Below are 21128 nucleotides of genomic sequence, written 5' to 3'. Positions count from 1 at the left end.
GTTATGCGGCAGGCAGGGATTTCGGTTTGCGGATCACGATCATGTAGACGAAGGCTGCGGTCAGAAGCAGGAAGAACAGACTGTCCGGGCTGGTCAGGAAGATCAGCGGATTGTCATCAGACAGCGACATGGCGCGCCTGAAATACTGTTCCAGATCCGGCCCCAGAATGAAGCCCAGCAGCATTGCCACGGTCGAATAGTTCTGGCGGCGCATGTAGAAGGCCAGAATGCCCAGCACCAGCGACAGCGACATCTGAAAGACCGACAGCGTGGCCACATAACTGCCCACCAGCGCCACTACTGCAATCCCGCTGTAGAGAAGCCCGCGCGAGATGGTGACCATCTTCAGAAACAGCGGCCCCAAGAGGTACAGCGTCAGCGGGATCAGGATCAGCGCGCTGACGATCAGCGCCGCGAACATCGGCGAGATCAGGTCGGCTTGATTTTCCAGCAGCCGCGCGCCGGGCTGCAACCCGTTGATGACCAGAACCCCCAGCACGATCGCCGTGGTCGGATCCCCGGGAATTCCGAACATCAGCATGGGCACGAAGGCGCCACCGCACATGGCATTGTTGGCAGATTCCGCCGCAGCGATCCCCTCGCGGCTGCCTTGGCCGTATTCCTCGGGCTTGCGGGACGACCGCCGCGCCTCGATATAGGACACGAAGGCAGCCATCGATCCCCCTGCACCGGGCAGGATGCCGATCAGATATCCGATGATGGTGCTTTTCAGATAGAGCCAGATGCCGATTTCACGGACCTCGGACCACAGGGGAATAAAGTCGCGCCGCGTGATCTTGATCCTGTTGACGGCGTCCAGATCGATCGCCTTGTCCAGACGCCAGTTCTGAGCCTGCACCAGGATCTCGCTGATGGCAAAGGCGCCGATCACCAACGGCATCAGGTCGATCCCTTCGATCAGGCTCTCGGTGCCGAAGGTGAAACGGGGCACGGACAGCAGATCGTCGATCCCGATGGTGGCGATCATCAGGCCCAGCAGCATGGCGATGGCGGCCTTGGCGAGATTGCCTTTCTCGACGATGACGATGACGACCAACGCGAAAAAGATGAGTGCGAACTTGCCCGGCGTCTGGATCAGCAGCGACACCTTGGCCGCGATCGGCATGAAGGCCATCAGCAGCACCGCCCCAAGCGTTCCGCCGATCATCGATCCCAATGCCGCATGACCGAGCGCATTGGCCCCCTTGCCGCGCCGCATCAGCTTGTTGCCGTCCAGCGCGGTCATCATCGAGGAGGGCGCGCCCGGAATGTTGATGGTGATTGCCGTGATCGAACCGGAATACATGCCCGACATGAAGATCGAGGCGCACATGATCAGCGCCGGGACGACGTCAATCTGATAGGTCACCGGCAAGAGCAGGGCAATGGCCAGAACCGAGGTCAGGCCGGGCATCGCGCCGAAGAACGTTCCGATCAGGAACCCGCCCACCAGCATCGCAAAGTTCAAGGGATCCGTCAGGGCCGCGAAGCCGTTGAAGTAGCTGAGGAAGGTGTCCATCAGATGACCCCGAACAATTGCGGCAGTCTTACGCCGAAGATCACCGCATAAAGAATGTAGAAGGTGGCTGTCACGATCAGCGCGTACAGCGCGAATGCCGCCGGCTGCGCGGTCCTGAATTCAAAGATCACGAACAGGGCCGAGACGAAAAGCACCGTCGACAGGCCGTAACCCAGGGGCTGAAACAAGAAGATATAGGCACCGGTGGCCAGCATCACCAAAAGCGGCCGCAGGATCTCTCCCGGCTGATCGGGGGTCGTGTCCTGCCGGACCTGCCGCACCAGCACCACCAGAAGCAGCGCATACATCAACACCGAGGCGGCGATGGGCATGGCGCGCGGTCCCTGCCAGAACGCCCCGCTCTGTCCGCGGATCGCGAAGGTCTGGGCCAGATAAATCGTCGTCAGCACCAGAAAGAATGCCGGCAGGGCAAATTCCATCGTCAGAAGCCTGTGGCGACCGGTCATGTGCGTCTCCATGGGAAAGGGGGCGCGTCGGGCAGGGGCCCCGACGCGCAAGGCACGATGGGCCTGGTTACTTGGAGAGCACGCCCGCCTCGACCAGCGCATCCATCTGGCCGAACAACTCGGTCTGGGTCTCTTCCGCCCAGGCCGTCACGTCAGCGCTGCCCAGCCAGTCGGGGGTGACGCCCACGTTGGCGACCCATTCCTGGAATTCCGCGCTGTCATAGGCCGCCTGATAGGCCGCCTCGATCTTTGCCACGACATCGTCGGGCGTCCCTGCCGGGGCGGCCATGACGATGAAGCTGCCAATCTGCAGATCGACGCCCAGATCGGTGGCCAGCGGCACGTCGGGATAGGTCGGATTGGCCGTGGACGAGAATTCCGCCAGCCCGATCACCGTGTCATCTTCCAGAAGGTTGGCGAAATCGCCGAGCGAGGTGACGGCACCTTCGGCCTCGCCCGACAGGATCGCCTCTTTCTGAGGACCTGCGCCGCCAGGATAGGACACGGTCTTGAATTTGGTGCCGGACAGCTGTTCCAGCTGCAGCAGCGCCAGATGCACCCGGCCGCCGATATTCTGGATCGCGATGCGGATGGTGTCCGGCGAGTCCTTGGCGGCGGCGATCAGCGCGTCCAGCGTCTGGTATTTCGAACCCGAGTTGATGACGACCGAGTCGGGCTCGCTGGTGACGCGGGCGATCAGCTTGAGCTTGTCCATGTCATAGCCCGGCAGCATCTCCTGCCACGGGATGGTCACGACGCTGTCATAGGTCAGCGCCACGATGGTATGGCCATCCGGCTCGGCGCGCATGACCTGATTGACGCCGGTCGCGCTGATGCCACCGTCGATGTTCTCGACATACATCGTACCGCCCATCTCGGCCTCGGCCAGCAGGGTCAGCTTGCGGACGATGGCATCCGTGCCTCCGCCCGCGCCCCATGGCACGACGACACGGATGTCCTGTTCAGGGTAATCGGCCAGCGCCGCCAGGGGCGTGGCCATCACGGCACAGCTGGCCGCAAGGGCCATAAGAGTTGCGGAATTCATGTCGATCCTCCTCCGTTGCGATCAGGCGGTCAGCACAGGGCGCGGGCAATCTCGCCGGCCTGCACGGACCATGGGCACGGCTTGCCCGCCGGTCTCCTCCCGGCAGCCAAGCTGGCTGGTCTCAAACCATATATATTAATACTTGTGTTGGGAAGCAAATAATGGGAGCGTCATCGGAATTCGCGGATCCCGAACGAAGGGCCTTTGACATGATCTATGACCATCGCACCTATACCTGCCGCCCCGGCACGATCAGAAAACAGCTGGCCATGTACGCGGAACATGGCTGGCCGACACAGAGGCGTCACCTAGGCGACCCGGTGGTCTTTGCGGCGACCGAAACGGGGGACGTGAACGCCTATGTTCATATCTGGACCTATCAGAATGCCGCCGATCGCGACCGGCGCCGGCAGAGCCTGCAACAGGATCCCGCATGGACCGCTTATCTGAAGATGAGCGCCGAAGCGGGGAACCTCATCTCTCAAAAGAACAGCATTCTGATGCCGGCGCCGTTCTTTCCGAGCTGATCTCGGGCTTCCTTGGGTCGATGCCAGCCCGTCATCCGATCACCGGAAAATTTGCCATATCTGGCCATCCTGTATAAGACATGTTGGACAGGTAGAGGTGGTGCAATGATCAGACCCAAGGAACGGCTGTCCGCCAAGGTGGCGGATGCCCTGCGCAGCGAAATCGCCCAGGGCAGGGTCAAGCCCGGTGACCGCCTGCCCTCGGAATCCCGGCTGACCGAGATCCATGGCGTCAGCCGCACCGTCGTGCGCGAGGCCATCGCGACCCTGTCCTTCGAGGGGCTGGTCGAGGCGCGCAAGGGCGCAGGCGTTTTCGCGCAAGAGGCGCGCGGCGGCCCCTTCGTGAACCTTGATGCGGGGCGCGTGTCCTCGATCATCGAACTTCTGGAGCTGCGCATCGCCGTCGAGGTGGAAAGCGCCGCTTTTGCAGCGCTGCGCCGCAGCCCAATGCAGGAAGAACGGATCGCCATCGCGCATCATGCCGTCATCGACTGCCTAGCTGCGGGCAAGCCGACGCGCGATCTGGATTTCGATTTTCATCTGGCTATCGCGCAGGCCACCAACAACCCGCGCTTTGCCGAATTCCTGTCCCTGATCCGCCTTGGGATCATCCCGCGCGGCAAGCTGCAGACCGGACAGGATGACGTGCGGCCCCGTGACTACAACGTCCATCTTCAGGGGGAACATGACGCGATCTGCCGCGCCATCTTTGCCAGCGACGAAAGCGCCGCGCGCGAGGCGATGCGCACCCATCTTAAGGGCAGCCTGGCGCGCTACCGGGCGCTTCTGCACGAAACCAATCATACAGGTTCTTGACAGGTGTAGGACAACTTTTCTATGGTCCTCGCAATCAGCGGAGGACAAGATGATCATCACAGACGTGCAGGTGCGCCATTTTCTCAGCACCACGCGACGGCATTCCGACAGTGCCGGTCACGCCCATCCCGGTCCGCCGCATCAGGTCAAGACGTCGATCCTGACGATCCGGACCGAGGACGGCCATGAAGGCCACAGCTTTACCGTTCCCGAAATCGTCCGCCCGCACCTGATAGACAAGTTCGTCCGCACGGTCCTGATCGGTCAGGATCACCGGGACCGCGAACGTCTGTGGCAGGAACTGGCGCATTGGCAGCGCGGATCGGCCGCCCAGTTGAGCGATCGCACGCTGGCCGCTGTCGATGTGGCGCTGTGGGATCTGGCCGGGCGCGCACTGAACCAGCCGGTATACAAGCTGATCGGCGCCTATCGCGACAAGGTCCGGGCCTATGGCTCGATCATGTGCGGGGACGAGCTGGAGGGCGGGTTGGCCACGCCCGAGGATTACGGCCGCTTCGCCGAGACGCTGGTGGCGCGCGGCTATACCGGGATCAAGCTGCACACCTGGATGCCGCCGGTCAGCTGGGCGCCCGATGTGCGCATGGACTTGAAGGCCTGCGCTGCTGTTCGCGAGGCGGTCGGCCCCGACATCCATCTGATGATCGACGCCTTTCACTGGTATTCGCGCGTCGATGCGCTGGAGCTGGGAAGGGGCCTGGAGAAGCTGGGTTTCGATTGGATCGAAGAGCCGTTGGACGAACAGTCGATGTCCTCCTACAAATGGCTGGCGGACAATCTGGACATCCCGGTGGTCGGCCCCGAAAGCGCGGGGGGCAAGCACTGGCACCGGGCGGAATGGGTCCGCCACGGCGCCTGCGACATCCTGCGGACCGGGGTGAACGATGTCGGCGGCATCACGCCCGCGCTGAAGACGATGCGCATGGCGGAAAGCTTCGGCATGGATTGCGAGGTTCATGGAAACACGGCGATGAACCTTGCGGTCTGCGCCGCCTCGCGCAATTGCCGCTGGTACGAGCGCGGGCTGCTGCATCCGTTCCTGGAATATGACGACGGCTTTGATTATCTCAACCAGCTGTCCGATCCCATGGATGCGCAAGGCTGGGTCCATGTCCCTGACCGTCCCGGCATCGGCGAGGATATCAACTTCGACTTCATCGAGAACAACCGTGTCACCTGAGAAAGGCGATCGCCTGCTGTTGAACGTCTGGCGGGCAGACATGCCCGCCGGGAAAGATTTCTGCATCCAGCCGACCGCCCCAAATGCGGTGCAGATGCGCGAATGCCGGGGCGACGGCCGCAAGCGGCAGGTGTCGATCGGCATCGCCGGATCGCAGGAACAGCGGCTTCGGCGCGCCCGCCATGGCCAGATCGGGCAAGTCGGCCAGCCCGGTCAGGGACGGGTGCAGCATCCAGAAGGCGGCCTGCCCCGCGCTGAGGGGCGCCCCCAACCGCAGCAAGTCCCGCCGCCACGCCATCCATGAGATCGAGACCGCTGCCGTGACATGATCGCTGGTGGCCAGTGCCTGCCAAGCCCGGAAGGCGCCGAAGGAAAACCCCCATGCGGCAAGGCCAAGCCGCGCCTCTGGGCGGGCGGCGATCCAGGCGGCGATGTCGCGATCCTCGCCCGCGACCAGCCCGGCAAGGCTAGTGCCCAGGCCCATCGCTGTGCAGGCCAGCGCCTGCTGGTCGCCCGGCAACTGCCGGTCCCCCCAGCCCAATGTATCAAAACAGAAGACCGGATGCCCCGCCGCGACCAGCCGCTGCGCCGGCGGTCCGCCATAGAACCCCTGCGGGTCGGTGACCATCTTGCGCCAGCCCAGATCGAAGCGCCCACCATGGTCGTGCAGCATCAGGACGGCGCAGCCGGTGATGCGGTCGGGGATCAGCATCACGCCCGCTGCCTGCTTGCCGCTGGCAAAATGCAGCGCGCCGTCCTGAAAACCGGCGACGGGGTCGGAGGCGGGCATTGCCGCCGCCCATGCCGCGCGGATGCGGCGGTGCCAGTCCGGCGCGCCATGCGCCAGAGGCAGCGGAGCCTTCAGTCGCCGCCGCCAGTCCTCAGGCCAGTCGTCACATGGCGCGGTCATAGGCGATCGAGGCGTCGATCAGCTCGCGGGCATAGGGGTGGCGGGCCTGTTCCTCGGGGATACCGGTCAGGGCGCCGCGGGTCAGGGTCTCGACCAGATGGCCCTTCTGCATGACCGCGAACCGGTCGCACATATGGTCCACCACCGCCAGATCATGACTGACCATGATATAGGTGAAGCCCCGCCGCGCCTGCAGATCGGACAGCAGGTTCAGGATCTCGGCCTGAACCGACACGTCCAGCGCACTGGTCGGCTCGTCCAGCAGCAGGATCTCGGGTTCCAGGATCAGGGCGCGGGCAATCGCCACACGCTGCCGCTGGCCGCCCGACAGCTGATGCGGAAAGCGGTCCAAAAAGGCCAATGGCAGGCCCACATCGATCATCGTGCGGGTGATCCGCGCCTCGCGGTCGGGCATGCTGTGGATGCGCAGCGGCTCGGACAGGGTGGTGCGGACCGACTGGCGCGGATGCAGCGAGCCATAGGGGTCCTGAAACACCATCTGCACCGTCTTGCAGCGGCGGGCCAGAGGCATGGCGCGCAGGTTTTCGCCCCCGATCAGCACCTCGCCCTGCCAGGAGGACATCAGCAGCGACAGACAGCGCAGGATGGTGGACTTGCCCGATCCGCTTTCGCCGACAAGACCAAAGCACTCCCCCGCCCTGACGTCGAAACTGATGCCATGAAGGATCTGCACCGCGCCAAGCGTGATGGACAGATCGCGGACGTGGATGGGGTTCATGACGGCTCCTCGGCCCATTCGGGACGGCGTTGCAGGACTGGCAGAGGTCGGCGCGGCCCTCCGATGCGGGGTTGGGCGGCCAGCAGGCCCTGCGTATAGGGATGCTGCGCGCGATCCAGATCGCAGGCTGCCAGGCTTTCGACCACGCGGCCCGCATACATGATCAGCACCCGGTCGCAGAAATTGCGCACAAGGTTCAGGTCGTGGCTGATGACGATCAGCCCGATGCCCCGGTCGCGCACCAGCCGGTCCAGAATGGACAGGACCTGCATACGCACGGTCACGTCCAGCGCACTGGTCGGCTCGTCCGCGATGACCAGCTGCGGGTCGGTCAGCAGCATCATGGCGATCATGATCCGCTGCCCCATCCCACCCGAAACCTGATGCGGATACATGTCATAGACCCGTTCGGGATCGCGGATCGACACGCTCGTCAGCATCTCCAGCGTCCGGGCGCGGGCTTCCTTGTGCGAGGCGCGGTTATGGGCCAGCCAAGCCTCGGCCACCTGATCGCCCACCTTGCGGATCGGGTTCAGCGAGAATTTCGGGTCCTGCAGGATCATTGACATCCGCTTGCCGCGGATGCCCAGCATCTGCCGCTCCGATGCGGCCAACAGGTCCACATCCTGAAACTGCATCCGGTCGGCGGTGATGTCGGCGCTGTCCAGCAGCCTCAGCAGCGCCCGGCCCACGGTTGATTTGCCCGAGCCGCTTTCGCCGACGATGCCCAACCGTTCCTGCCCCAGCTGGAACGAGACGCGGTTGACGGCAGGAGACAGGGCGCCGCGATAGGCGACGGACAGGTTCTGGACGTCCAGGATCACGCTCATGTCACCTCCGGTTCATCTGTTTGGGGTCAAGCGCGTCGCGCAGCCCGTCGCCGATCAGGTTGAAGGCCAGGCTCACGCACAGGATCGCCACGCCGGGGAAGGTCACCAGCCACCAGCTGTCGATCATGTAGCGCCGGCCTGTGGCGATCATCGCGCCCCATTCCGGTAGCGGCGGCTGCGCGCCAAGCCCCAGAAAGCCCAGACCTGCCGCCGTCAGGATCACCGTTGCCATGTTCAGCGTCAGCCGGATCATGACCGAGGGCAGGCACATCGGCACGATGGACTTGCAGATGATGCGCAGATCGGACGCGCCTTGAAGGCGGGCGGCGGACACGTAATCCTCGTTGCGGAAGGTCATCGTCTCGGCCCGCGCCAGCCGCGCGACGGGCGGCCACGAGGTCAGGGCGATGGCGATGATCGCGTTCCTCAGGTTCGGGCCAAGGGCGGCCACGAAGGCCAGCGACAGGATCAAACTAGGAAAGGACAGAAAAATGTCTGTGATGCGCATCATCACCGTGTCGATGCGCCCGCCGTAATAACCCGCGACCGTGCCCACCGCCAGACCGATGGGCCCCACCACGATCGTCACCAATGCGATGATCGACAGAGTGATGCGGCTGCCCCAGACAAGGCGGCTCCAGATATCGCGGCCCAGCTCGTCGGTGCCGAACCAGTTCTGTGCCGAGGGGGGCGCCAGCGTGTTGGACAGGTCCTGCGCATAGGGCGCATGGGTGGCCAGCAGCGGCGCCGCGATGGCCGCCAAAACCAGCAGGGCGATGACCGCCAGCCCGAAGACGGAGGTCGGCTGGCGCATCAGAAAGCGCAGGATGCGGCCGAGGGGGGCCAACGCGGCAAAGGGCACGCTGCGGGCCTTGGGCAGGTCGTCGGTCATCATCAGCGCGTCCTCGGATCAAAGACGCGATAGAGCACGTCGGACAAAAGGTTCAGCGCGATGAAGATCACGCCCACCAGCAGCACGCAGGTCATCACCGCATTCATGTCGCCGGTCATCAGGTTCGAGGTCAGATATTGTCCGAAGCCTGGCCAGGAAAACACCGTCTCGATCAGGACCGCCCCCTCCAGCAGGGCGCCGTAGGCGAGCGCCACGATGGTCACCAGCTGCACCCGGATGTTGAGAAACGCATGCCTCCAGATCGTCTGGCGCCGGGACAGGCCCTTGACCCGTGCGGTGGTGATGTATTCCTGATTGATCTGATCCAGCATGAAGCTGCGCGTCATCCGGGTGATATAGGCCGACGAGGAATAACCCAGCAGGCTGGCCGGGAGGATCAGGTGGTTCAGCGCGGATCGCACCACATCCCATTCCCTGGCCAGCATTGCGTCAATGACGATAAAGTTCGTGACCGGCGGCACCAGCCCGATGTAATAATCGCTGATCCGCCCGCCACCGCCGACCCAGCCAAGCGCCGCATAGAAAATCAGCAGCGCGATCATCCCGGTCCAGAAAATTGGCATCGAATGGCCCATCAGACTGAAGATGCGGATCACATGGTCGGGCCAGCGGTCCTTCTTGACCGCCGCCAGCACGCCCAGGGGAATCCCCAGACCAGCGCCGATCAGGATGGCCAGCGTCGCCAGCTCCAGCGTGGCGGGCATCACCGCCATGATGTCGTTGATGACCGGCTGGCCGGTCCGGATCGAGGTCCCGAAATCGCCGGTCAGCACGTCGCGCAGATACATCAGGAACTGCACCGGCAGGGGCCGGTCGAACCCCAACTGGGTGTAGACCTGCATATAGGTGTCCTGCGTGGCCTCTTCGCCAACGATGGCGCGGACCGGATCGGCAGGCATCAGCCGTCCGATCGCGAAGGTCAGGACCAGAAGGCCCAGCAATGTGATGGCGATGGTGCCAAGTTGCCGGGCGAACCCGGTCATGCGCGATGTCGGTGACATGCCTGCCTTCCCTCCAGAGGTTGTGGACAGGGGCCAGAAAGGCCCCGGTCCTTCAGCGGGTCTTGGTCACGGTCGCCAGATCTGTGGACCACGAGGGGTTCAGAACGAACCCGTTCAGATCATCGCGATATGCGACCGAGGTCACCACCTCGGAAAAGGGAATGATCGGAGCCACGACCTCTTCGATACGGTTCTGGATGTCGGCATAGAGCTGTCGGCGGACCTCGTCATCGGCCTCGGCGGCGGCGGCGTCGATCATCTGGTTCAGCTTGGGATCGCTGAAGCTGGTGCGCCAGCCTTGAAAATTGGTCAGCCGCGCCTCGTCCGAGTTGTCGGGGTTATAGATCAGCGCACGCATATTGCTGTCCGGATCGGGCAACTGCCCGCCGCCCCCGCGCCCGACGATCATCTCGAAATTGCGTTCCCGCATGGCGCCATAGATCTGTTCGCCCGATCCGGTGATGACCTCGGCCCGCACCCCGCCCTGAGCCAGCGATCCCTGCATTGCGGTGGCCAGGTTCAGGAACGGATCGTCCGACAGCGCGCGCAGGGTCACGTCGATGCCGTCGGGATATCCCGCCTCTGCCAGCAACGCCTTGGCCTTCTCGGGGTCCAGCGTATAACCGGGATCGTCCAACAGGCCGAAGAACCCGCCCGAAATGGGCCGCTGATGCATCTCGCCGAAATAAGGCAAGATCGCGTTGTTCACCCCTTGATAGTCGATCAGATAGCGTATCGCCTCGCGCAGCTTGGGGTTCTGGAACCGCTCGTCCGCCATCGACATGGCCAAGTAATAGAACCCGGCCGAGGGTGTGGTCTGGATCTGGACTCCTTCGGTCGTCTCCAGCGCGGCCAGATCGGCAGGCGCTAGCTGGAAGGCGATGTCCAGATCGTGCTGGTCCAGCTGCAGTCGCTGGCTTTGTGATTCGGGGATGTGGCGCCAGATGATCCGGCGCATGGTCGAAGGCTCGCCCCAGAAATTGTCGTTGCGGGTCAGCAGGGCAAGATTGTTCGACTGCCATTGCTGCAGCGTAAAGGCCGCCGACCCGGCTGAGTTCTGCGCCAGCCATGCCGCTCCCAGATCGCCATCCACCTCGTTCTCGGTCACCAGAACTGAATCGATGATCGAGCCGGGGCCAACGATGCCAAGCGTTGCGATGATCAGCTGCGGGTTGATCTTTTGTGGCAGGGTCACGACGACAGTGCGGTCATCAGGTGCGGCAAATGCCTGTTCGGCCCCTTCGGCGGTAAAGCCATAGGTCTTTAGGAAGCTGGCCTGCGCCAGGTTCAGCGTCAGCAGGCGGCGGAACGACCAGACCACATCCTCGGCCCGGACCGGGTTGCCCGACGCGAACTCGGCCCCGTCGCGCAGGGTGAAGGTGATCGACATGGCATCTGGTGCGACTTCCCAGCTTTCGGCGAGGTCAGGCTGCACTTCGGTACGGTTCACGGGGTCCAGCTGGACCAACCCGTCATACACGTTGGCAAGGACCTGCACCGTTTCCTTGCCGGTGATCGCAGCGGGATCCAGTGTCAGAATGTTGGTCATGGAAAACCCGACGACCAGCTGGTCGTCAGGTGTTTCCGCCAGCACCACCGGGGCCGACAGGCCCAAGGCAGCAGCCGAGACAGTGGCGATCAGGCGTAGGCGCGTGGGTCCAGTCATTGTATCCTCCCATGTCTGCTGATCACCCGAACCTCCCCAGATGTCATACAGCATCGGCAATATGTTATACAAAGATGAAGGCTGTCAATAGTTTTGCGCGGTGTGGTCTGATGCCCTACGGGAGGTTGTGAGAGGGAACGGTCCATCTGTGCAAAAAAATAAAGTTATACATGAGTAGGAGCGTTTGGCTGGTGCCCGATTATTCTACCAAGATGGAAGGCAGCCATACGTATTGGTCCCTCGCGGGGGGTCCACGAACATGTACCACGCCAAAGTTGCAGTGCATCGACTGCAAGCGTCTTGCGACGCCAATAATGCCTAGCAAATGCGCTTAGTTTGGCGTCTATGCTGGGTGGCATGACTGCATCAACACCACGGACGGCGATGTATAGCACTTCCGGGTGTTAAAGGTGCCGGCGGTGACGCTGGCGATCTCATGATCTGGGGGAGCTGCAAGCCGACTGGCCGGTGCCCGCAGTTAGTGTGCTACCTTCGGGCAGTCGCGGCGGCCTCAGGTAATCGCGCGAATGCATGATTGCCGCGTCAATATCCGCGCCACATAGGGCGGCACAATGGGGCTGTCAAAGCCGCCCGTCGCCACCACAACCTGGTTGGCAGTGATGGCGCCGAGGCTGGTGGTCAGGTGCTAGAATAATGGCGCATATAGAACCAGCCCGAGTTTTGAGTACCAAACGGCTAGGTCTCCACCCCGGGCACTTCTCGCTAAAGGCGATAGGGTGATGTTTCACAAAAAGAGCCACTGCCCCTCCACCAGTTGCCAGAACCCAAAATTGCGCCCGTGCTTTTGCTTGAGAGCCTGAACAAAAGTCTCGGGCTTGAAGAAACCGCCGTAGTTATTGATGGATGCATCGCATGACTGGCAGTCGGCAAATTAACGCCTTCGTTTCGGTATACCTTGGATTTCCCCCATCCATCGTGTCCCGAACCATGGCGCGACGCATCAATGTCACAGCCAATGGATATCGAGGTTCGAGAGCGGCCGCCGATTTCGTCAATACGCGAAAGGAGTTTCCGTCCAGATCGTTCGTCCAGGCCAGCACCTCCCTTGCCACACGTTCATGAGCCGGCCAGTCAAGAAAAAACCGATGGCGGCATCGGCGTGAAGACAGCTTTGGCAAAATCAAAAGCCTCTTACTCTGCTTCAATATCGTCGAAGGTAGCCCGGCGCGCCCACTACGGAGGAATACGCGAACTGAACCGGATCTTCTCCTCCTGCGGCGCATCAGCTGCTCGGTCGCGCACCTCCTGTCTCTGCACCGGGATAGGCCCGATCCTGATCTGGATGTTCCTCTGAGGGCCGGTGCCGTTGTGGACAACGCGCGGCCGGCCATCGGGCAGGCACTCCTCAGCAAACTGCGCGACAAAACTCGCGGCCTCAGCCCTGCGCGCCGCAGCCAGCATCTGCCGGGCGCTGTCACGTGCGATCTTGGTAAGGGGATCAATGACAGATCCGGGCTACTGAAGCGAGGTGATCGTGATATCGTTTTCCAACGCGTATCGCTCCTTCGAGAGGTTCTGGTGAGCTTTGACACCCACCACGATACGCCGCCTTCTCAGACCCCATCACCCAAAATCGGCCATAGCTTACAGTCCATAGCCGCCGGTCGTTATACCAGAGGGCTCTACCGATCTTCATCATTTGGTCCCGGAAGCAACTTGCATGACTGGACGCCGACAGCCCAATAGTGAAGCTGTTATCGTGAAGGCCCGGGCAATTCCGCGTCACCATGGAAGGTCGAGATACATGATCCAACGCAACCTCGCGATCGTGACGCTCGGCATATGGATAATGGGCGCTGCTGCACATGCTGAACCGCTGACAGATCGCATGCAGATCGAGGTCTGGCCGGATACGCCGGTGGGGTCCGCCACGTTCGAAGAGCCGCAAGAGATCCGCGAGCGGTCGGAAGACCCTGCCGTGAAGGACCGGGCGGCGTTCAACATCACGACGCCCGACCTCATGGTCTACCTGCCCGAGAACCCGAATGGATCTGCAATGCTGGTGACACCGGGCGGCGCTTATGCGCGAGTTGTCTACGACAAGGAGGCAGATGAGATCGCGCCGGCTTTGAACGAAGCGGGGATCACAGTGTTTCGACTCCTTTACCGGCTCCCAGGTGGCGGGCAGGCAACCAGCGCGCCGATCGCAGACGCGCAAAGGGCGATGCGGCTGATCCGCACCAATGCGGCTGAGTGGGGTCTGGATGCCTCGCGTGTGGGCGTACTGGGCTTCTCAGCCGGCGGCCACTTGGCGGCCTGGCTTTCAGCCGCGCCCACTCTCGACGCCTACGAGCCTGTCGACGAGACAGATACGGCATCTGCCCGCCCCGACTTTCTCGCTCTTGGATATCCCGTGATCAGCATGGAGGAGGGCATCACTCACCCGCAGTCGCGTGAGGAGCTGCTCGGCACCACACCTGATGATGCTACGCTCGAGGCCCACTCGATCGACAAGCTTGTCACAGCCGAGATGCCGCCGACCTTCATCTTCGGGGCCAATGACGACGACGCGGTCATTCCGGAGAACACTTTCCGCTTTGTGACTGCCTTGAGGGAGGCTGGCGTTCCCGTCGAGTTGCACCAGTTCGAACAAGGTGGACACGGCTTCTCGCTACGCATGGTTCGCGACATGCCGGCGGAGGCATGGCCCGATCTCCTCGTGGAGTGGTTGGGATCTAAGGGAATGCTCGACTGAACGTGGCGCAGGTGTTTGATCGACGATTTTCGGTTTCGGTTGCTTGTCGGCCGTCGACTGGTCTTCGTAAACTCCACCATCAGGCTGTCACAACGTTCTGGACATGAAGCGACAGGACTTTTCAGCTCTCTCAGATTAGCACTTGAAGAGGAGAGCGCATGTGTCCGACCAATCATCAGGACATACTGTGGCGGGCGAAAGCGCTGATCAGGTCCGTGCGGGTCACGACACCGACCAGTTGCTGGCCTGTAAGAACCGGAACGGCGTCGACCTCACCGTCGGCCATCAGCGCAAGAAGGGTGCCGAGCGGTGTGTCCATAAAGGCCACAGGCACGCTCGTTTCCATCAGAACCCTGGCGGGACCGATTGGCACCGTGTCTGCCGTGATCAGATGGATTTGAAAGATCATACCAAGATAACGCTGGCCCTTGCTGGTGACCGGGATCGAGGTGAACCGATGCCGCCGAAACAGCGCTGCCACGTCCTGCACGCTCTTATCAGGCTCGACCGTCACCAGGTCCCGCGACATGATCGATCCCGCCGTGACAGGTCCCACCTGTTGTGCGGCAGCCTGCAGTTCGGCGGCGCCGACCAATCGCGCGAGATCCCCCGCGCCAAGATTGAAGTTCTGTCGATAGCGCTCCAGAAGGGTATTCAATTGTGCCGCAGACAGCCCAGCCCGCGTACTCGGGGAGGAGTCAACGGTATGGTTGGCATTCCGGTCGTCGACCTGTCGCATTGGATAATGGCGCCCCGTCAGCCGGGCATAGAGGGTCGCGACAAGAACCAGTAGCAACGTTCCCGCCGCGACCGGCGTCAGCGCAAAGCGATACCCAAGGTCTGCAATCGCTTCAGGGCTCATGGCTGCAGTCATTGCCACCGCGCCCGCGGGGGGATGTAGCGCGCGGCACAGGATCGTCGCGGTAATGGCAAGGCCTACGGCTAAGGCAATCCGCAGCGCCGGATCGGCGATGTGCAGGCAGACCGCCACGCCGATCAGCGCCGCCACAGTATTGCCCACGATCGCCGCCCAAGGCTGTGCCAGGGGACTGTTCGGGACGGCGAACAGCAGGACCGAACTGGCTCCGAACGGTGCGATCAAATAGAGGCCCAGCTGGCTGTCAATCGCAGGCGACAGCACGAACAGCCCGGCGAACACAAGCCCCACCACGGCGCCGATGCCCGCCCTGACCGCCTCGGTCAGCGGTACTGAGGCAACTGACGGTCCCAAAGCCCGCAAAGCACTGATCAGAGAGGGTGGCACTGTGATGCTTCCGGTCCAGTTGCACGATTGGCAATCAATATGCCCAAGACATGAGCAGATGGAAGGCAGGGGTCTCAGGAAACGAAATCCTAAGGACGGTCCTGAACTACGAACAGATGCTGGAAAGCATTTGGCATCCGTGCCACGTCTGACAGCCGACATGTGTCCAGAACGCCCATGAATGCCTCTCTGGCCTCGGAGATGACGGCCGGCAACCCGCAGCCCTGGGCGATGCGGCAGGTGCTGCAATCCACCAAAGGCTCATTCCCTTCGGTATGGCGGACGACCTGGCCAATGGTGATCTCCGTCGCCGGCCGCGCCAGTTGCAAGCCGCCTCGGCGTCCCCTGGTTGTCGTGATGAAGCCTGCCCCCCCAAGGTCCTGGACGATCTTCATCAGGTGGTTCTGGGAAATGCCATGGGCTTCGGCAATCTGGCGGATCGACACGAGCCCTCCATCGCTGGCCGCGAGGTAGATCAGCGCACGAAGGGCATAGTCGGTGTAGCGGCTCAGTTTCATGATGCAGAGATAGAAGTATTTGCATCGCATGTATAGAGGCGTATAGATGTACCAAGAATGCATGTTTAGGAGAATCATATGGCCCGCCCGTTGTCCCAGCAGACCATCACTGTCGTGAAGGCCACCGTTCCCGCACTGGAACAGCACGGACCGCTGATCACCGAGACCATGTACCGGCGGCTGTTTCGCAACAATCACATCGCCGCCCTGTTCAACCAGGCGAACCAGCAGAAGGGTACACAGCGGCTGGCGCTGGCCCATGCCGTGCTCGCCTATGCCCGCAACATCGAGAACCTTTCGGTTCTTGGCGCGGCGGTCGAGCGGATTGCCCAGAAGCATATCGGCTACGCGATCCTGCCGGAGCATTATCCGTTTGTCGGCGAGGCCCTTCTGGGCGCCATCAAGGAGGTTCTGGGCGACGCCGCTACTCCCGAAATCCTCGAGGCCTGGGGCGAGGCCTACTGGTTCCTGGCAGACCTGCTGATCGCCCGCGAAGCCGTGATCCGTGAGGGCATCGAGGCCCAGCCCGGGGGCTGGACCGATTGGCGCCGCTTTACGGTTGCCGAGCGGCAAGTCGAGGCCGAGGGGATCGTGTCGTTCGTCTTGCGCCCCGAGGATGGGGGGCCCGTCATCGCGCATCGGCCTGGCCAATATCTGACTCTGCGCTTTGACGAGGCGGGGTTGTCGGGCGTGAAGCGCAACTATTCGATCTCCAGTCGTCCGAACGACGAATGCTACCGGATCACCGTCAAGCGTGAGGCGGACGGCGAGGGATCCAGCTTCCTGCATGAACATGTCGTGGTGGGAACGGTTCTGGAAACCACACCGCCCGCCGGGGATTTCCACCTGGCCAACGATCTTCCGCGTCCGGTGATGCTATTGTCGGGCGGGGTCGGTCTGACCCCCATGGTCAGTATGCTGGAGGTTCTGGCCGAGCAGCATCGTGATGTACCGGTCTACTACGTCCATGGGACAAGCAGCCCTGCGCATCATGCGCTTGTCCGGCAGGTGCAGGAGGCATCTGCGCGGCATGGCAACATCGTGGTCGAAACCTTTTACGAAAGCGCTGAAGAGACCATGGCCCATCCCGGACGGATCAGCATGGAATGGTTGCAAACCAGCACCCCGCTGGCCGAGGCTGACATATACCTGTGCGGACCACGCCCGTTCCTCCGCTACTTCGTGGCTGGCCTGAGGGAGGCGGGCGTTCCTGCCGATCGTATCCACTACGAATTCTTTGGCCCGGCAGATGAACAGTTGGCTGCCTGATGGGGAAGGTAGTGACGAACCCGGTCATGCAGGTCGAATTCGCAGACGGGCAGCCCATTGTCGATGCCGCACTGATTGCCCCTCTGATGGATCTCGATTTGATCGGTTTTCAAGTGTTGATGCAGTCCGGCAGCATCAGCACTGGGTTGGAGAGGGGCACCGGAGACGATACAGGCAAGCTTCGCCTGACGTTTGTGTCCCCTCGGTGGCGCGTCAGACTCACCTGCGCGGAAGATGGGACAGTGCTGACGACAGCGCGTCTCAGAGTAGCGCGATCCCCGTCTGAATAATCATGGTGGCAAGCCAAGTGCAGCTGGACCCGGTGCGCGTCACCTTTATGGCTGCTCTGACAGCGGCGGGCGGCGGCACGCTGCTTGATCTTAGGGCATAGCATAGTCTTTTGGGTCGCCGAGGCAGGTCTCTGTTTGTTGGTCGGCCATTCCCCTCGTCCCACAGCCCGTCGCGATCTCCCCGCGGCACTTCGGCGCATAAGGCCGCATATGGAACGTCCTTTTGCTTGGACGAGCGGAACACCTCAAGTCGATGTCGCGCCGGCTTCAGTCGCTTGGATCTGAGATGATCGCAATCAACGTCCAGCTCTGATCACCTGATTCACATCAAGCCAAGCTCTCAGCCCGCTCAATCGCAGCTTCAAGTACCCGGCGGGTGATGCCATGAGCACGTTTGTGCAGCTGCTCAAAGCCATCACATGGCATGAGACGTCCCATGATTGCCGCTGCAAAGTCGGGATCCATTTTCTGGACGACTTCAAGGGTGGTCTTCGCTGCATCATGGAATTGCGAAAGGTCGGTGATAATCTTTTCTTCACCCAGTACTTGCGCTGCAGCAGCGATATCAAACATGTCACGCGGCTGCAGTGCTGATCCCCGGAACACCAGCTTTTTCCCGAGGATCTCGCTTGGAACTTCCCGAGCTACGAAACGCCCCCGAACTTCAGTGATCTCCGTAGGCGCATCGGTGACAGCCGCGCAGCTGATGAAGTCGATTTCGCCGACCCCATCAAAGATGATCTTCAGGGCCCGAGTACCGTCGCCCTCATAGCTGCTGGGCTCGAGGTCAAGGTCATATTCCTGAATGGTCGGATTGAGGTATGGAAGGTATTGCGGATCCGAGATGAAAATATCGCTGTCATAACTATCGCGATGACCGATCTGCAGCATGAGTGCGGTGCCGCCCCCGAAGCTCCAATCATGCATGTCGATTCCGCTGTCATTAGCCTGGTCGATGATGCGTAGAGTCTCGTCGAAAAGATCAGACCAGCGGCTCATTGTGGGCGGGGAGATCAAGCCGCCAGCGGAAGCAAATAGCCCGCTAACTCAGAATAGGCTTTTGCAACCTCTGACACGGACGCCCTTTCGACACCCATCTCTAATAGAAACTGTGCCTGTAACGTCGGACTGACTTCGGACAGGAAAGCAAAAGCCGCCGCGTCAAAAGAAGAAGCACTTCCCATGTCGGCGAGCTTTTCTGCTAGTTCCTCAGGCGTCACTGCCACGCTGTAGGGCGCGTTGACAGTGGCGAGGACTTTCGACGCAACAGGTGTCACCTGACTATTCCTTGTTGGAGACGCCCTTGTGTAAATGATGTCACACAAAAAATCAATCGGCATCCCATTTGCTGAGCAAACATCATGTTCGCTGAACGGGTTCCCAAAACATCATTTCACGAAAGGCTGCCGGATGCCCTGGCGCGCTCCGATAGTCTCTGGTGAAGATGATGCCCTCCGCGTATAATTTGCATGAGTTGAACGATCTGCAACACATGCAGCGCAGTCTGGTGGTACCCATCGCCCTTGGCAAAGCCCGGTCCTACCAGCGCGGAACACAGTGCGGCAATTGCGAAAATCCTGCTCATTCAGCGCTTTCTGTCTTGAAACGTGCTTGCATCGCTCCACGGCTTCCACAGGCTGTTTCCCATAGGCATGCAGCAGTTCCGCCGGAACTGCGGATTGGTTTTGTAGTCGATTGGATGCCATTGCCCGGCCCATCTTTCACGGCTCGGAAGCGCCGCAGGGGCGCGATAGCGGCCCGGTGCGCGGCGTCCGCATCATGACCCTGCATAAGAACAAGAGATAGATTTGGATTCAGTCCGCTTGGCGGACTCGCGTAAACTTACGGCTTTCCCCATCTGGGCCAGAGCCTTCGCAAGTCGTGAATCCTCGATTTTGAACGTGGCGAACTCGGCCAGATCGAGTGTGGCGACATGCTCGGCCTCGATAGCAGCGCGCTCTGCGCGGGCAGCTTGGTCATCATCCGGCGCAGCTGGTCGCCCAGCCCATCGCCCGAGAAGCGCCAGAGCGCGCTTTGGCGCCGACAGACGATAGGCGTTGCTGACCTGGCGAACCTGCGGCCCTCGGCCGTCATTGGGCACAGGCTCGAAGCGGCGCAACCAATCCAGAAAGCCGTGATCGCGCAGCGCTTTCAACGCTCGCACAACTGCATCCCGGGACCGGCGCAGCTTGTCGGTGATGTAGTCCAGTGACGGGTCCAGTCGGCCCGATTTGAAGTTCACCAGATTGGCGAACAGCGCCAGCACCTCTAGGGCGATGCCTCCGAGGGGCCCGTTGCGTTTGCCGGGCGCGCGTTTGGTCCGCTCGTACTGGCGCGCGGCCATCAAGACCTTCTGTACGTCCTGGCGTGACGTTCCACGCCAGAAAGAAGCCTCACAAGTTCCTGCACGACGCGAGTTTCGGTGGATGGGTTTGCCGTCTGGTTCACGGCCACCGGCGCGCGCGCCATCAATAGAGCTGTCTATTCGCTGGAAGAATTCGCCGCTTGCCGCGGCTGTCTTGGTATTCATCTGCTGCTCCTCGATCAAGAAGCGCGGTGTCCGCAGGCAAGCCGTATCCGTTCGCACAAATGCGCTTTTGCTCTTGATTTTCAGGAGTGGGAGGGTAACTATAGCAGCTGTGATATGGCTGCTAATTCAGGACGCCAATCCTGTGTTACGAAACCCAAGCCCCTCGTGCGGACCCCCGCGCGGGGGGTTTCCTTTTGGTTAGTGGATTTATTTGATTACACTCGTTCCCCCCTTGGTGGGCATTTTGCTGCACAACCTACGTGATAGGGACAGACGCGGTATCTGATTAAGGGGCGATAGGCGGTCAACTATCCGCATCAGTAGGTCTGCCATATGATTTCAGAAACCTGACCTTCGTAGTCTCTGGTCCGCATGGCGATCCCTTGGATCGTCATGCTCATGTTGATACTGCGATAGCCGACGGTCTCCTGAACCCATGACGGGGTACCCCCGAGGCTAGTTCCAACCCAACGGAAGTCCCCGTTCTCGTCGTAAAATCCTTCTTGCGTCGAATCTCTGACATCGACGCCACCGCTGTTGCGCTGGCCTTCGTAGTCGACGTGATAAATCTCGAGGCCGTCACGGTAGCCCCGGATTTCGTCGGACAAACCATCGCTGCCAATGTTGGGAAGCGGTGGCATGCCACTTGCGCCCATAGGGCAGTTCCAAAGCTGCAAAGGCGGCTCGATGGGAAACGGCGTAACGCGACGGATCATTTCGACTTTGGCTGCCGTGCATTCGGTTGATGCAGGAAAGCCGCCTGCCAGACACAGCAGGATTGCGCAATCAATTGCATAGGCGTCAGCTTTTGGTGCCGACGCCAGGGCTGCGGCGCAGGCTGCAGCTCCCAGAATTTTCAATCTCATCGTGAACCTCCTTTGGGGTGCGACAGCACATGAGAACATCACCA

23 protein-coding genes and 2 pseudogenes are annotated in these 21128 nt (G+C 61.5%); 7 read left to right on the top strand and 18 right to left on the bottom strand.

Annotation, left to right across the window (positions count from 1 at the left end; all coding sequences use genetic code 11):
• Position 1: 1 nt before the first annotated feature.
• The 3 genes from FA743_RS14590 to FA743_RS14580 form a co-directional block, all read right to left on the bottom strand.
• A complete protein-coding gene (locus FA743_RS14590; RefSeq protein WP_136886831.1) occupies positions 2-1519 on the bottom strand; it encodes a tripartite tricarboxylate transporter permease in 1518 nt (505 codons plus the stop codon).
• Positions 1519-1959 carry a tripartite tricarboxylate transporter TctB family protein gene (locus FA743_RS14585; RefSeq protein ID WP_169308900.1) on the bottom strand — a complete coding sequence of 147 codons (441 nt, stop codon included), beginning with the start codon at positions 1957-1959 and terminating at the stop codon, positions 1519-1521. The genes FA743_RS14590 and FA743_RS14585 overlap by 1 nt, the downstream gene beginning before the upstream one ends.
• A 94-nt stretch (positions 1960-2053) precedes the next feature.
• On the bottom strand, positions 2054-3031 hold the full coding sequence (locus FA743_RS14580; RefSeq protein WP_136886829.1) for a Bug family tripartite tricarboxylate transporter substrate binding protein: 978 nt from the start codon (positions 3029-3031) through the stop codon (positions 2054-2056).
• 209 nt (positions 3032-3240) lie between these two features.
• On the opposite strand from FA743_RS14580, the gene FA743_RS14575 reads away from it, so the two are divergent.
• The 3 genes from FA743_RS14575 (at position 3241) to FA743_RS14565 (ending at position 5572) form a co-directional block, all read left to right on the top strand.
• Positions 3241-3558 carry an NIPSNAP family protein gene (locus FA743_RS14575; RefSeq protein WP_136886828.1) on the top strand — a complete coding sequence of 106 codons (318 nt, stop codon included), beginning with the start codon at positions 3241-3243 and terminating at the stop codon, positions 3556-3558.
• Between the two features lie 105 nt (positions 3559-3663).
• The gene (locus FA743_RS14570) at positions 3664-4374 is read left to right on the top strand and encodes a FadR/GntR family transcriptional regulator (protein ID WP_136886827.1); all 711 of its coding nucleotides are present in this window, start codon (positions 3664-3666) and stop codon (positions 4372-4374) included.
• Positions 4375-4423: 49 nt separating this feature from the next.
• Complete coding sequence (locus tag FA743_RS14565; RefSeq protein ID WP_136886826.1) at positions 4424-5572, top strand: mandelate racemase family protein; 1149 nt, start codon at positions 4424-4426, stop codon at positions 5570-5572.
• On the opposite strand, the gene FA743_RS14560 is transcribed toward FA743_RS14565, so the two are convergent.
• From FA743_RS14560 to FA743_RS20925, 9 genes and pseudogenes are all read right to left on the bottom strand, one after another.
• On the bottom strand, positions 5565-6482 hold the full coding sequence (locus FA743_RS14560) for a hydrolase (RefSeq protein WP_136886825.1): 918 nt from the start codon (positions 6480-6482) through the stop codon (positions 5565-5567). The two genes, FA743_RS14565 and FA743_RS14560, sit on opposite strands and share 8 nt — an antisense overlap.
• Positions 6466-7221: an ABC transporter ATP-binding protein gene (locus tag FA743_RS14555; protein ID WP_136886824.1), complete on the bottom strand. Its 756-nt coding sequence runs from the start codon at positions 7219-7221 to the stop codon at positions 6466-6468. The genes FA743_RS14560 and FA743_RS14555 overlap by 17 nt, the downstream gene beginning before the upstream one ends.
• Complete coding sequence (locus FA743_RS14550) at positions 7218-8051, bottom strand: ABC transporter ATP-binding protein (RefSeq protein ID WP_136886823.1); 834 nt, start codon at positions 8049-8051, stop codon at positions 7218-7220. Before FA743_RS14550 ends, FA743_RS14555 begins: the two co-directional genes overlap by 4 nt.
• A 1-nt stretch (position 8052) precedes the next feature.
• A complete protein-coding gene (locus tag FA743_RS14545; RefSeq protein ID WP_136886868.1) occupies positions 8053-8943 on the bottom strand; it encodes an ABC transporter permease in 891 nt (296 codons plus the stop codon).
• Positions 8944-8945: 2 nt separating this feature from the next.
• Complete coding sequence (locus FA743_RS14540; RefSeq protein WP_136886822.1) at positions 8946-9965, bottom strand: ABC transporter permease; 1020 nt, start codon at positions 9963-9965, stop codon at positions 8946-8948.
• Positions 9966-10017: 52 nt separating this feature from the next.
• Positions 10018-11631, bottom strand: a complete 1614-nt coding sequence (locus FA743_RS14535; RefSeq protein WP_136886821.1) for an ABC transporter substrate-binding protein — start codon at positions 11629-11631, stop codon at positions 10018-10020.
• A 745-nt stretch (positions 11632-12376) separates the two neighbouring features.
• Positions 12377-12508, bottom strand: a pseudogene (locus FA743_RS20935) (hypothetical protein); the annotation flags it as partial.
• A complete protein-coding gene (locus FA743_RS20930; protein ID WP_425467189.1) occupies positions 12486-12875 on the bottom strand; it encodes a DUF6880 family protein in 390 nt (129 codons plus the stop codon). The pseudogene FA743_RS20935 and the gene FA743_RS20930, both read right to left, overlap by 23 nt.
• Positions 12829-13095: pseudogene (locus FA743_RS20925) on the bottom strand (IS256 family transposase); the annotation flags it as partial. The gene FA743_RS20930 and the pseudogene FA743_RS20925, both read right to left, overlap by 47 nt.
• A gap of 301 nt (positions 13096-13396) precedes the next feature.
• Here FA743_RS20925 and FA743_RS14530 point away from each other — a divergent pair.
• Positions 13397-14347, top strand: coding sequence for an alpha/beta hydrolase (locus FA743_RS14530; RefSeq protein ID WP_169308899.1), 951 nt, complete (start codon positions 13397-13399; stop codon positions 14345-14347).
• A 175-nt stretch (positions 14348-14522) separates the two neighbouring features.
• On the opposite strand, the gene FA743_RS14525 is transcribed toward FA743_RS14530, so the two are convergent.
• Both FA743_RS14525 and FA743_RS14520 read right to left on the bottom strand, forming a co-directional pair.
• The gene (locus FA743_RS14525; RefSeq protein ID WP_425467191.1) at positions 14523-15617 is read right to left on the bottom strand and encodes an HPP family protein; all 1095 of its coding nucleotides are present in this window, start codon (positions 15615-15617) and stop codon (positions 14523-14525) included.
• An 83-nt stretch (positions 15618-15700) separates the two neighbouring features.
• Positions 15701-16129: an RrF2 family transcriptional regulator gene (locus FA743_RS14520; RefSeq protein ID WP_136886818.1), complete on the bottom strand. Its 429-nt coding sequence runs from the start codon at positions 16127-16129 to the stop codon at positions 15701-15703.
• 78 nt (positions 16130-16207) lie between these two features.
• On the opposite strand from FA743_RS14520, the gene hmpA reads away from it, so the two are divergent.
• The 3 genes from hmpA to FA743_RS20915 are packed head-to-tail and all read left to right on the top strand — an operon-like array spanning position 16208 to position 17789.
• Positions 16208-17398: an NO-inducible flavohemoprotein gene (hmpA, locus tag FA743_RS14515; protein WP_136886817.1), complete on the top strand. Its 1191-nt coding sequence runs from the start codon at positions 16208-16210 to the stop codon at positions 17396-17398.
• The gene (locus FA743_RS20920) at positions 17398-17688 is read left to right on the top strand and encodes a DUF6522 family protein (RefSeq protein WP_425467188.1); all 291 of its coding nucleotides are present in this window, start codon (positions 17398-17400) and stop codon (positions 17686-17688) included. The genes hmpA and FA743_RS20920 overlap by 1 nt, the downstream gene beginning before the upstream one ends.
• Before the next feature lie 2 nt (positions 17689-17690).
• Positions 17691-17789, top strand: a complete 99-nt coding sequence (locus tag FA743_RS20915; protein ID WP_169308898.1) for a TRIC cation channel family protein — start codon at positions 17691-17693, stop codon at positions 17787-17789.
• 226 nt (positions 17790-18015) lie between these two features.
• Here the strand turns inward: FA743_RS20915 and FA743_RS14510 are convergent, their stop codons facing one another.
• From FA743_RS14510 to FA743_RS14495, 4 genes are all read right to left on the bottom strand, one after another.
• Positions 18016-18687, bottom strand: a complete 672-nt coding sequence (locus FA743_RS14510; RefSeq protein ID WP_211242285.1) for a nucleotidyl transferase AbiEii/AbiGii toxin family protein — start codon at positions 18685-18687, stop codon at positions 18016-18018.
• Between the two features lie 14 nt (positions 18688-18701).
• On the bottom strand, positions 18702-18965 hold the full coding sequence (locus FA743_RS14505) for a hypothetical protein (RefSeq protein ID WP_136886816.1): 264 nt from the start codon (positions 18963-18965) through the stop codon (positions 18702-18704).
• 500 nt (positions 18966-19465) lie between these two features.
• The gene (locus FA743_RS14500) at positions 19466-20218 is read right to left on the bottom strand and encodes a helix-turn-helix domain-containing protein (RefSeq protein ID WP_136886815.1); all 753 of its coding nucleotides are present in this window, start codon (positions 20216-20218) and stop codon (positions 19466-19468) included.
• 317 nt (positions 20219-20535) lie between these two features.
• On the bottom strand, positions 20536-21084 hold the full coding sequence (locus FA743_RS14495; RefSeq protein ID WP_246054976.1) for a hypothetical protein: 549 nt from the start codon (positions 21082-21084) through the stop codon (positions 20536-20538).
• Between the last annotated feature and the right edge of the window lie 44 nt (positions 21085-21128).

Origin of the sequence: Paracoccus gahaiensis (assembly GCF_005048225.1) — a bacterium.
In the GTDB taxonomy this organism is placed as follows: domain Bacteria; phylum Pseudomonadota; class Alphaproteobacteria; order Rhodobacterales; family Rhodobacteraceae; genus Paracoccus; species Paracoccus gahaiensis.
This window is presented reverse-complemented; position numbering and strand designations above follow the sequence as displayed.

Coding starts and splice junctions, on each gene's coding strand:
- FA743_RS14535 (WP_136886821.1), bottom strand. CDS start 11,631: ATGACTGGACCCACGCGCCTACGCCTGATCGCCACTGTCTCGGCTGCT.
- FA743_RS14545 (WP_136886868.1), bottom strand. CDS start 8,943: ATGACCGACGACCTGCCCAAGGCCCGCAGCGTGCCCTTTGCCGCGTTG.
- FA743_RS14550 (WP_136886823.1), bottom strand. CDS start 8,051: ATGAGCGTGATCCTGGACGTCCAGAACCTGTCCGTCGCCTATCGCGGC.
- FA743_RS14555 (WP_136886824.1), bottom strand. CDS start 7,221: ATGAACCCCATCCACGTCCGCGATCTGTCCATCACGCTTGGCGCGGTG.
- FA743_RS14565 (WP_136886826.1), top strand. CDS start 4,424: ATGATCATCACAGACGTGCAGGTGCGCCATTTTCTCAGCACCACGCGA.
- FA743_RS14500 (WP_136886815.1), bottom strand. CDS start 20,218: ATGAATACCAAGACAGCCGCGGCAAGCGGCGAATTCTTCCAGCGAATA.
- FA743_RS14575 (WP_136886828.1), top strand. CDS start 3,241: ATGATCTATGACCATCGCACCTATACCTGCCGCCCCGGCACGATCAGA.
- FA743_RS14495 (WP_246054976.1), bottom strand. CDS start 21,084: ATGAGATTGAAAATTCTGGGAGCTGCAGCCTGCGCCGCAGCCCTGGCG.
- FA743_RS14520 (WP_136886818.1), bottom strand. CDS start 16,129: ATGAAACTGAGCCGCTACACCGACTATGCCCTTCGTGCGCTGATCTAC.
- FA743_RS20930 (WP_425467189.1), bottom strand. CDS start 12,875: ATGCGCCGCAGGAGGAGAAGATCCGGTTCAGTTCGCGTATTCCTCCGT.
- FA743_RS14510 (WP_211242285.1), bottom strand. CDS start 18,687: ATGAGCCGCTGGTCTGATCTTTTCGACGAGACTCTACGCATCATCGAC.
- FA743_RS20915 (WP_169308898.1), top strand. CDS start 17,691: ATGGTGGCAAGCCAAGTGCAGCTGGACCCGGTGCGCGTCACCTTTATG.
- FA743_RS14590 (WP_136886831.1), bottom strand. CDS start 1,519: ATGGACACCTTCCTCAGCTACTTCAACGGCTTCGCGGCCCTGACGGAT.
- hmpA (WP_136886817.1), top strand. CDS start 16,208: ATGGCCCGCCCGTTGTCCCAGCAGACCATCACTGTCGTGAAGGCCACC.
- FA743_RS14560 (WP_136886825.1), bottom strand. CDS start 6,482: ATGACCGCGCCATGTGACGACTGGCCTGAGGACTGGCGGCGGCGACTG.
- FA743_RS20920 (WP_425467188.1), top strand. CDS start 17,398: ATGGGGAAGGTAGTGACGAACCCGGTCATGCAGGTCGAATTCGCAGAC.
- FA743_RS14585 (WP_169308900.1), bottom strand. CDS start 1,959: ATGGAATTTGCCCTGCCGGCATTCTTTCTGGTGCTGACGACGATTTAT.
- FA743_RS14540 (WP_136886822.1), bottom strand. CDS start 9,965: ATGTCACCGACATCGCGCATGACCGGGTTCGCCCGGCAACTTGGCACC.
- FA743_RS14580 (WP_136886829.1), bottom strand. CDS start 3,031: ATGAATTCCGCAACTCTTATGGCCCTTGCGGCCAGCTGTGCCGTGATG.
- FA743_RS14570 (WP_136886827.1), top strand. CDS start 3,664: ATGATCAGACCCAAGGAACGGCTGTCCGCCAAGGTGGCGGATGCCCTG.
- FA743_RS14530 (WP_169308899.1), top strand. CDS start 13,397: ATGATCCAACGCAACCTCGCGATCGTGACGCTCGGCATATGGATAATG.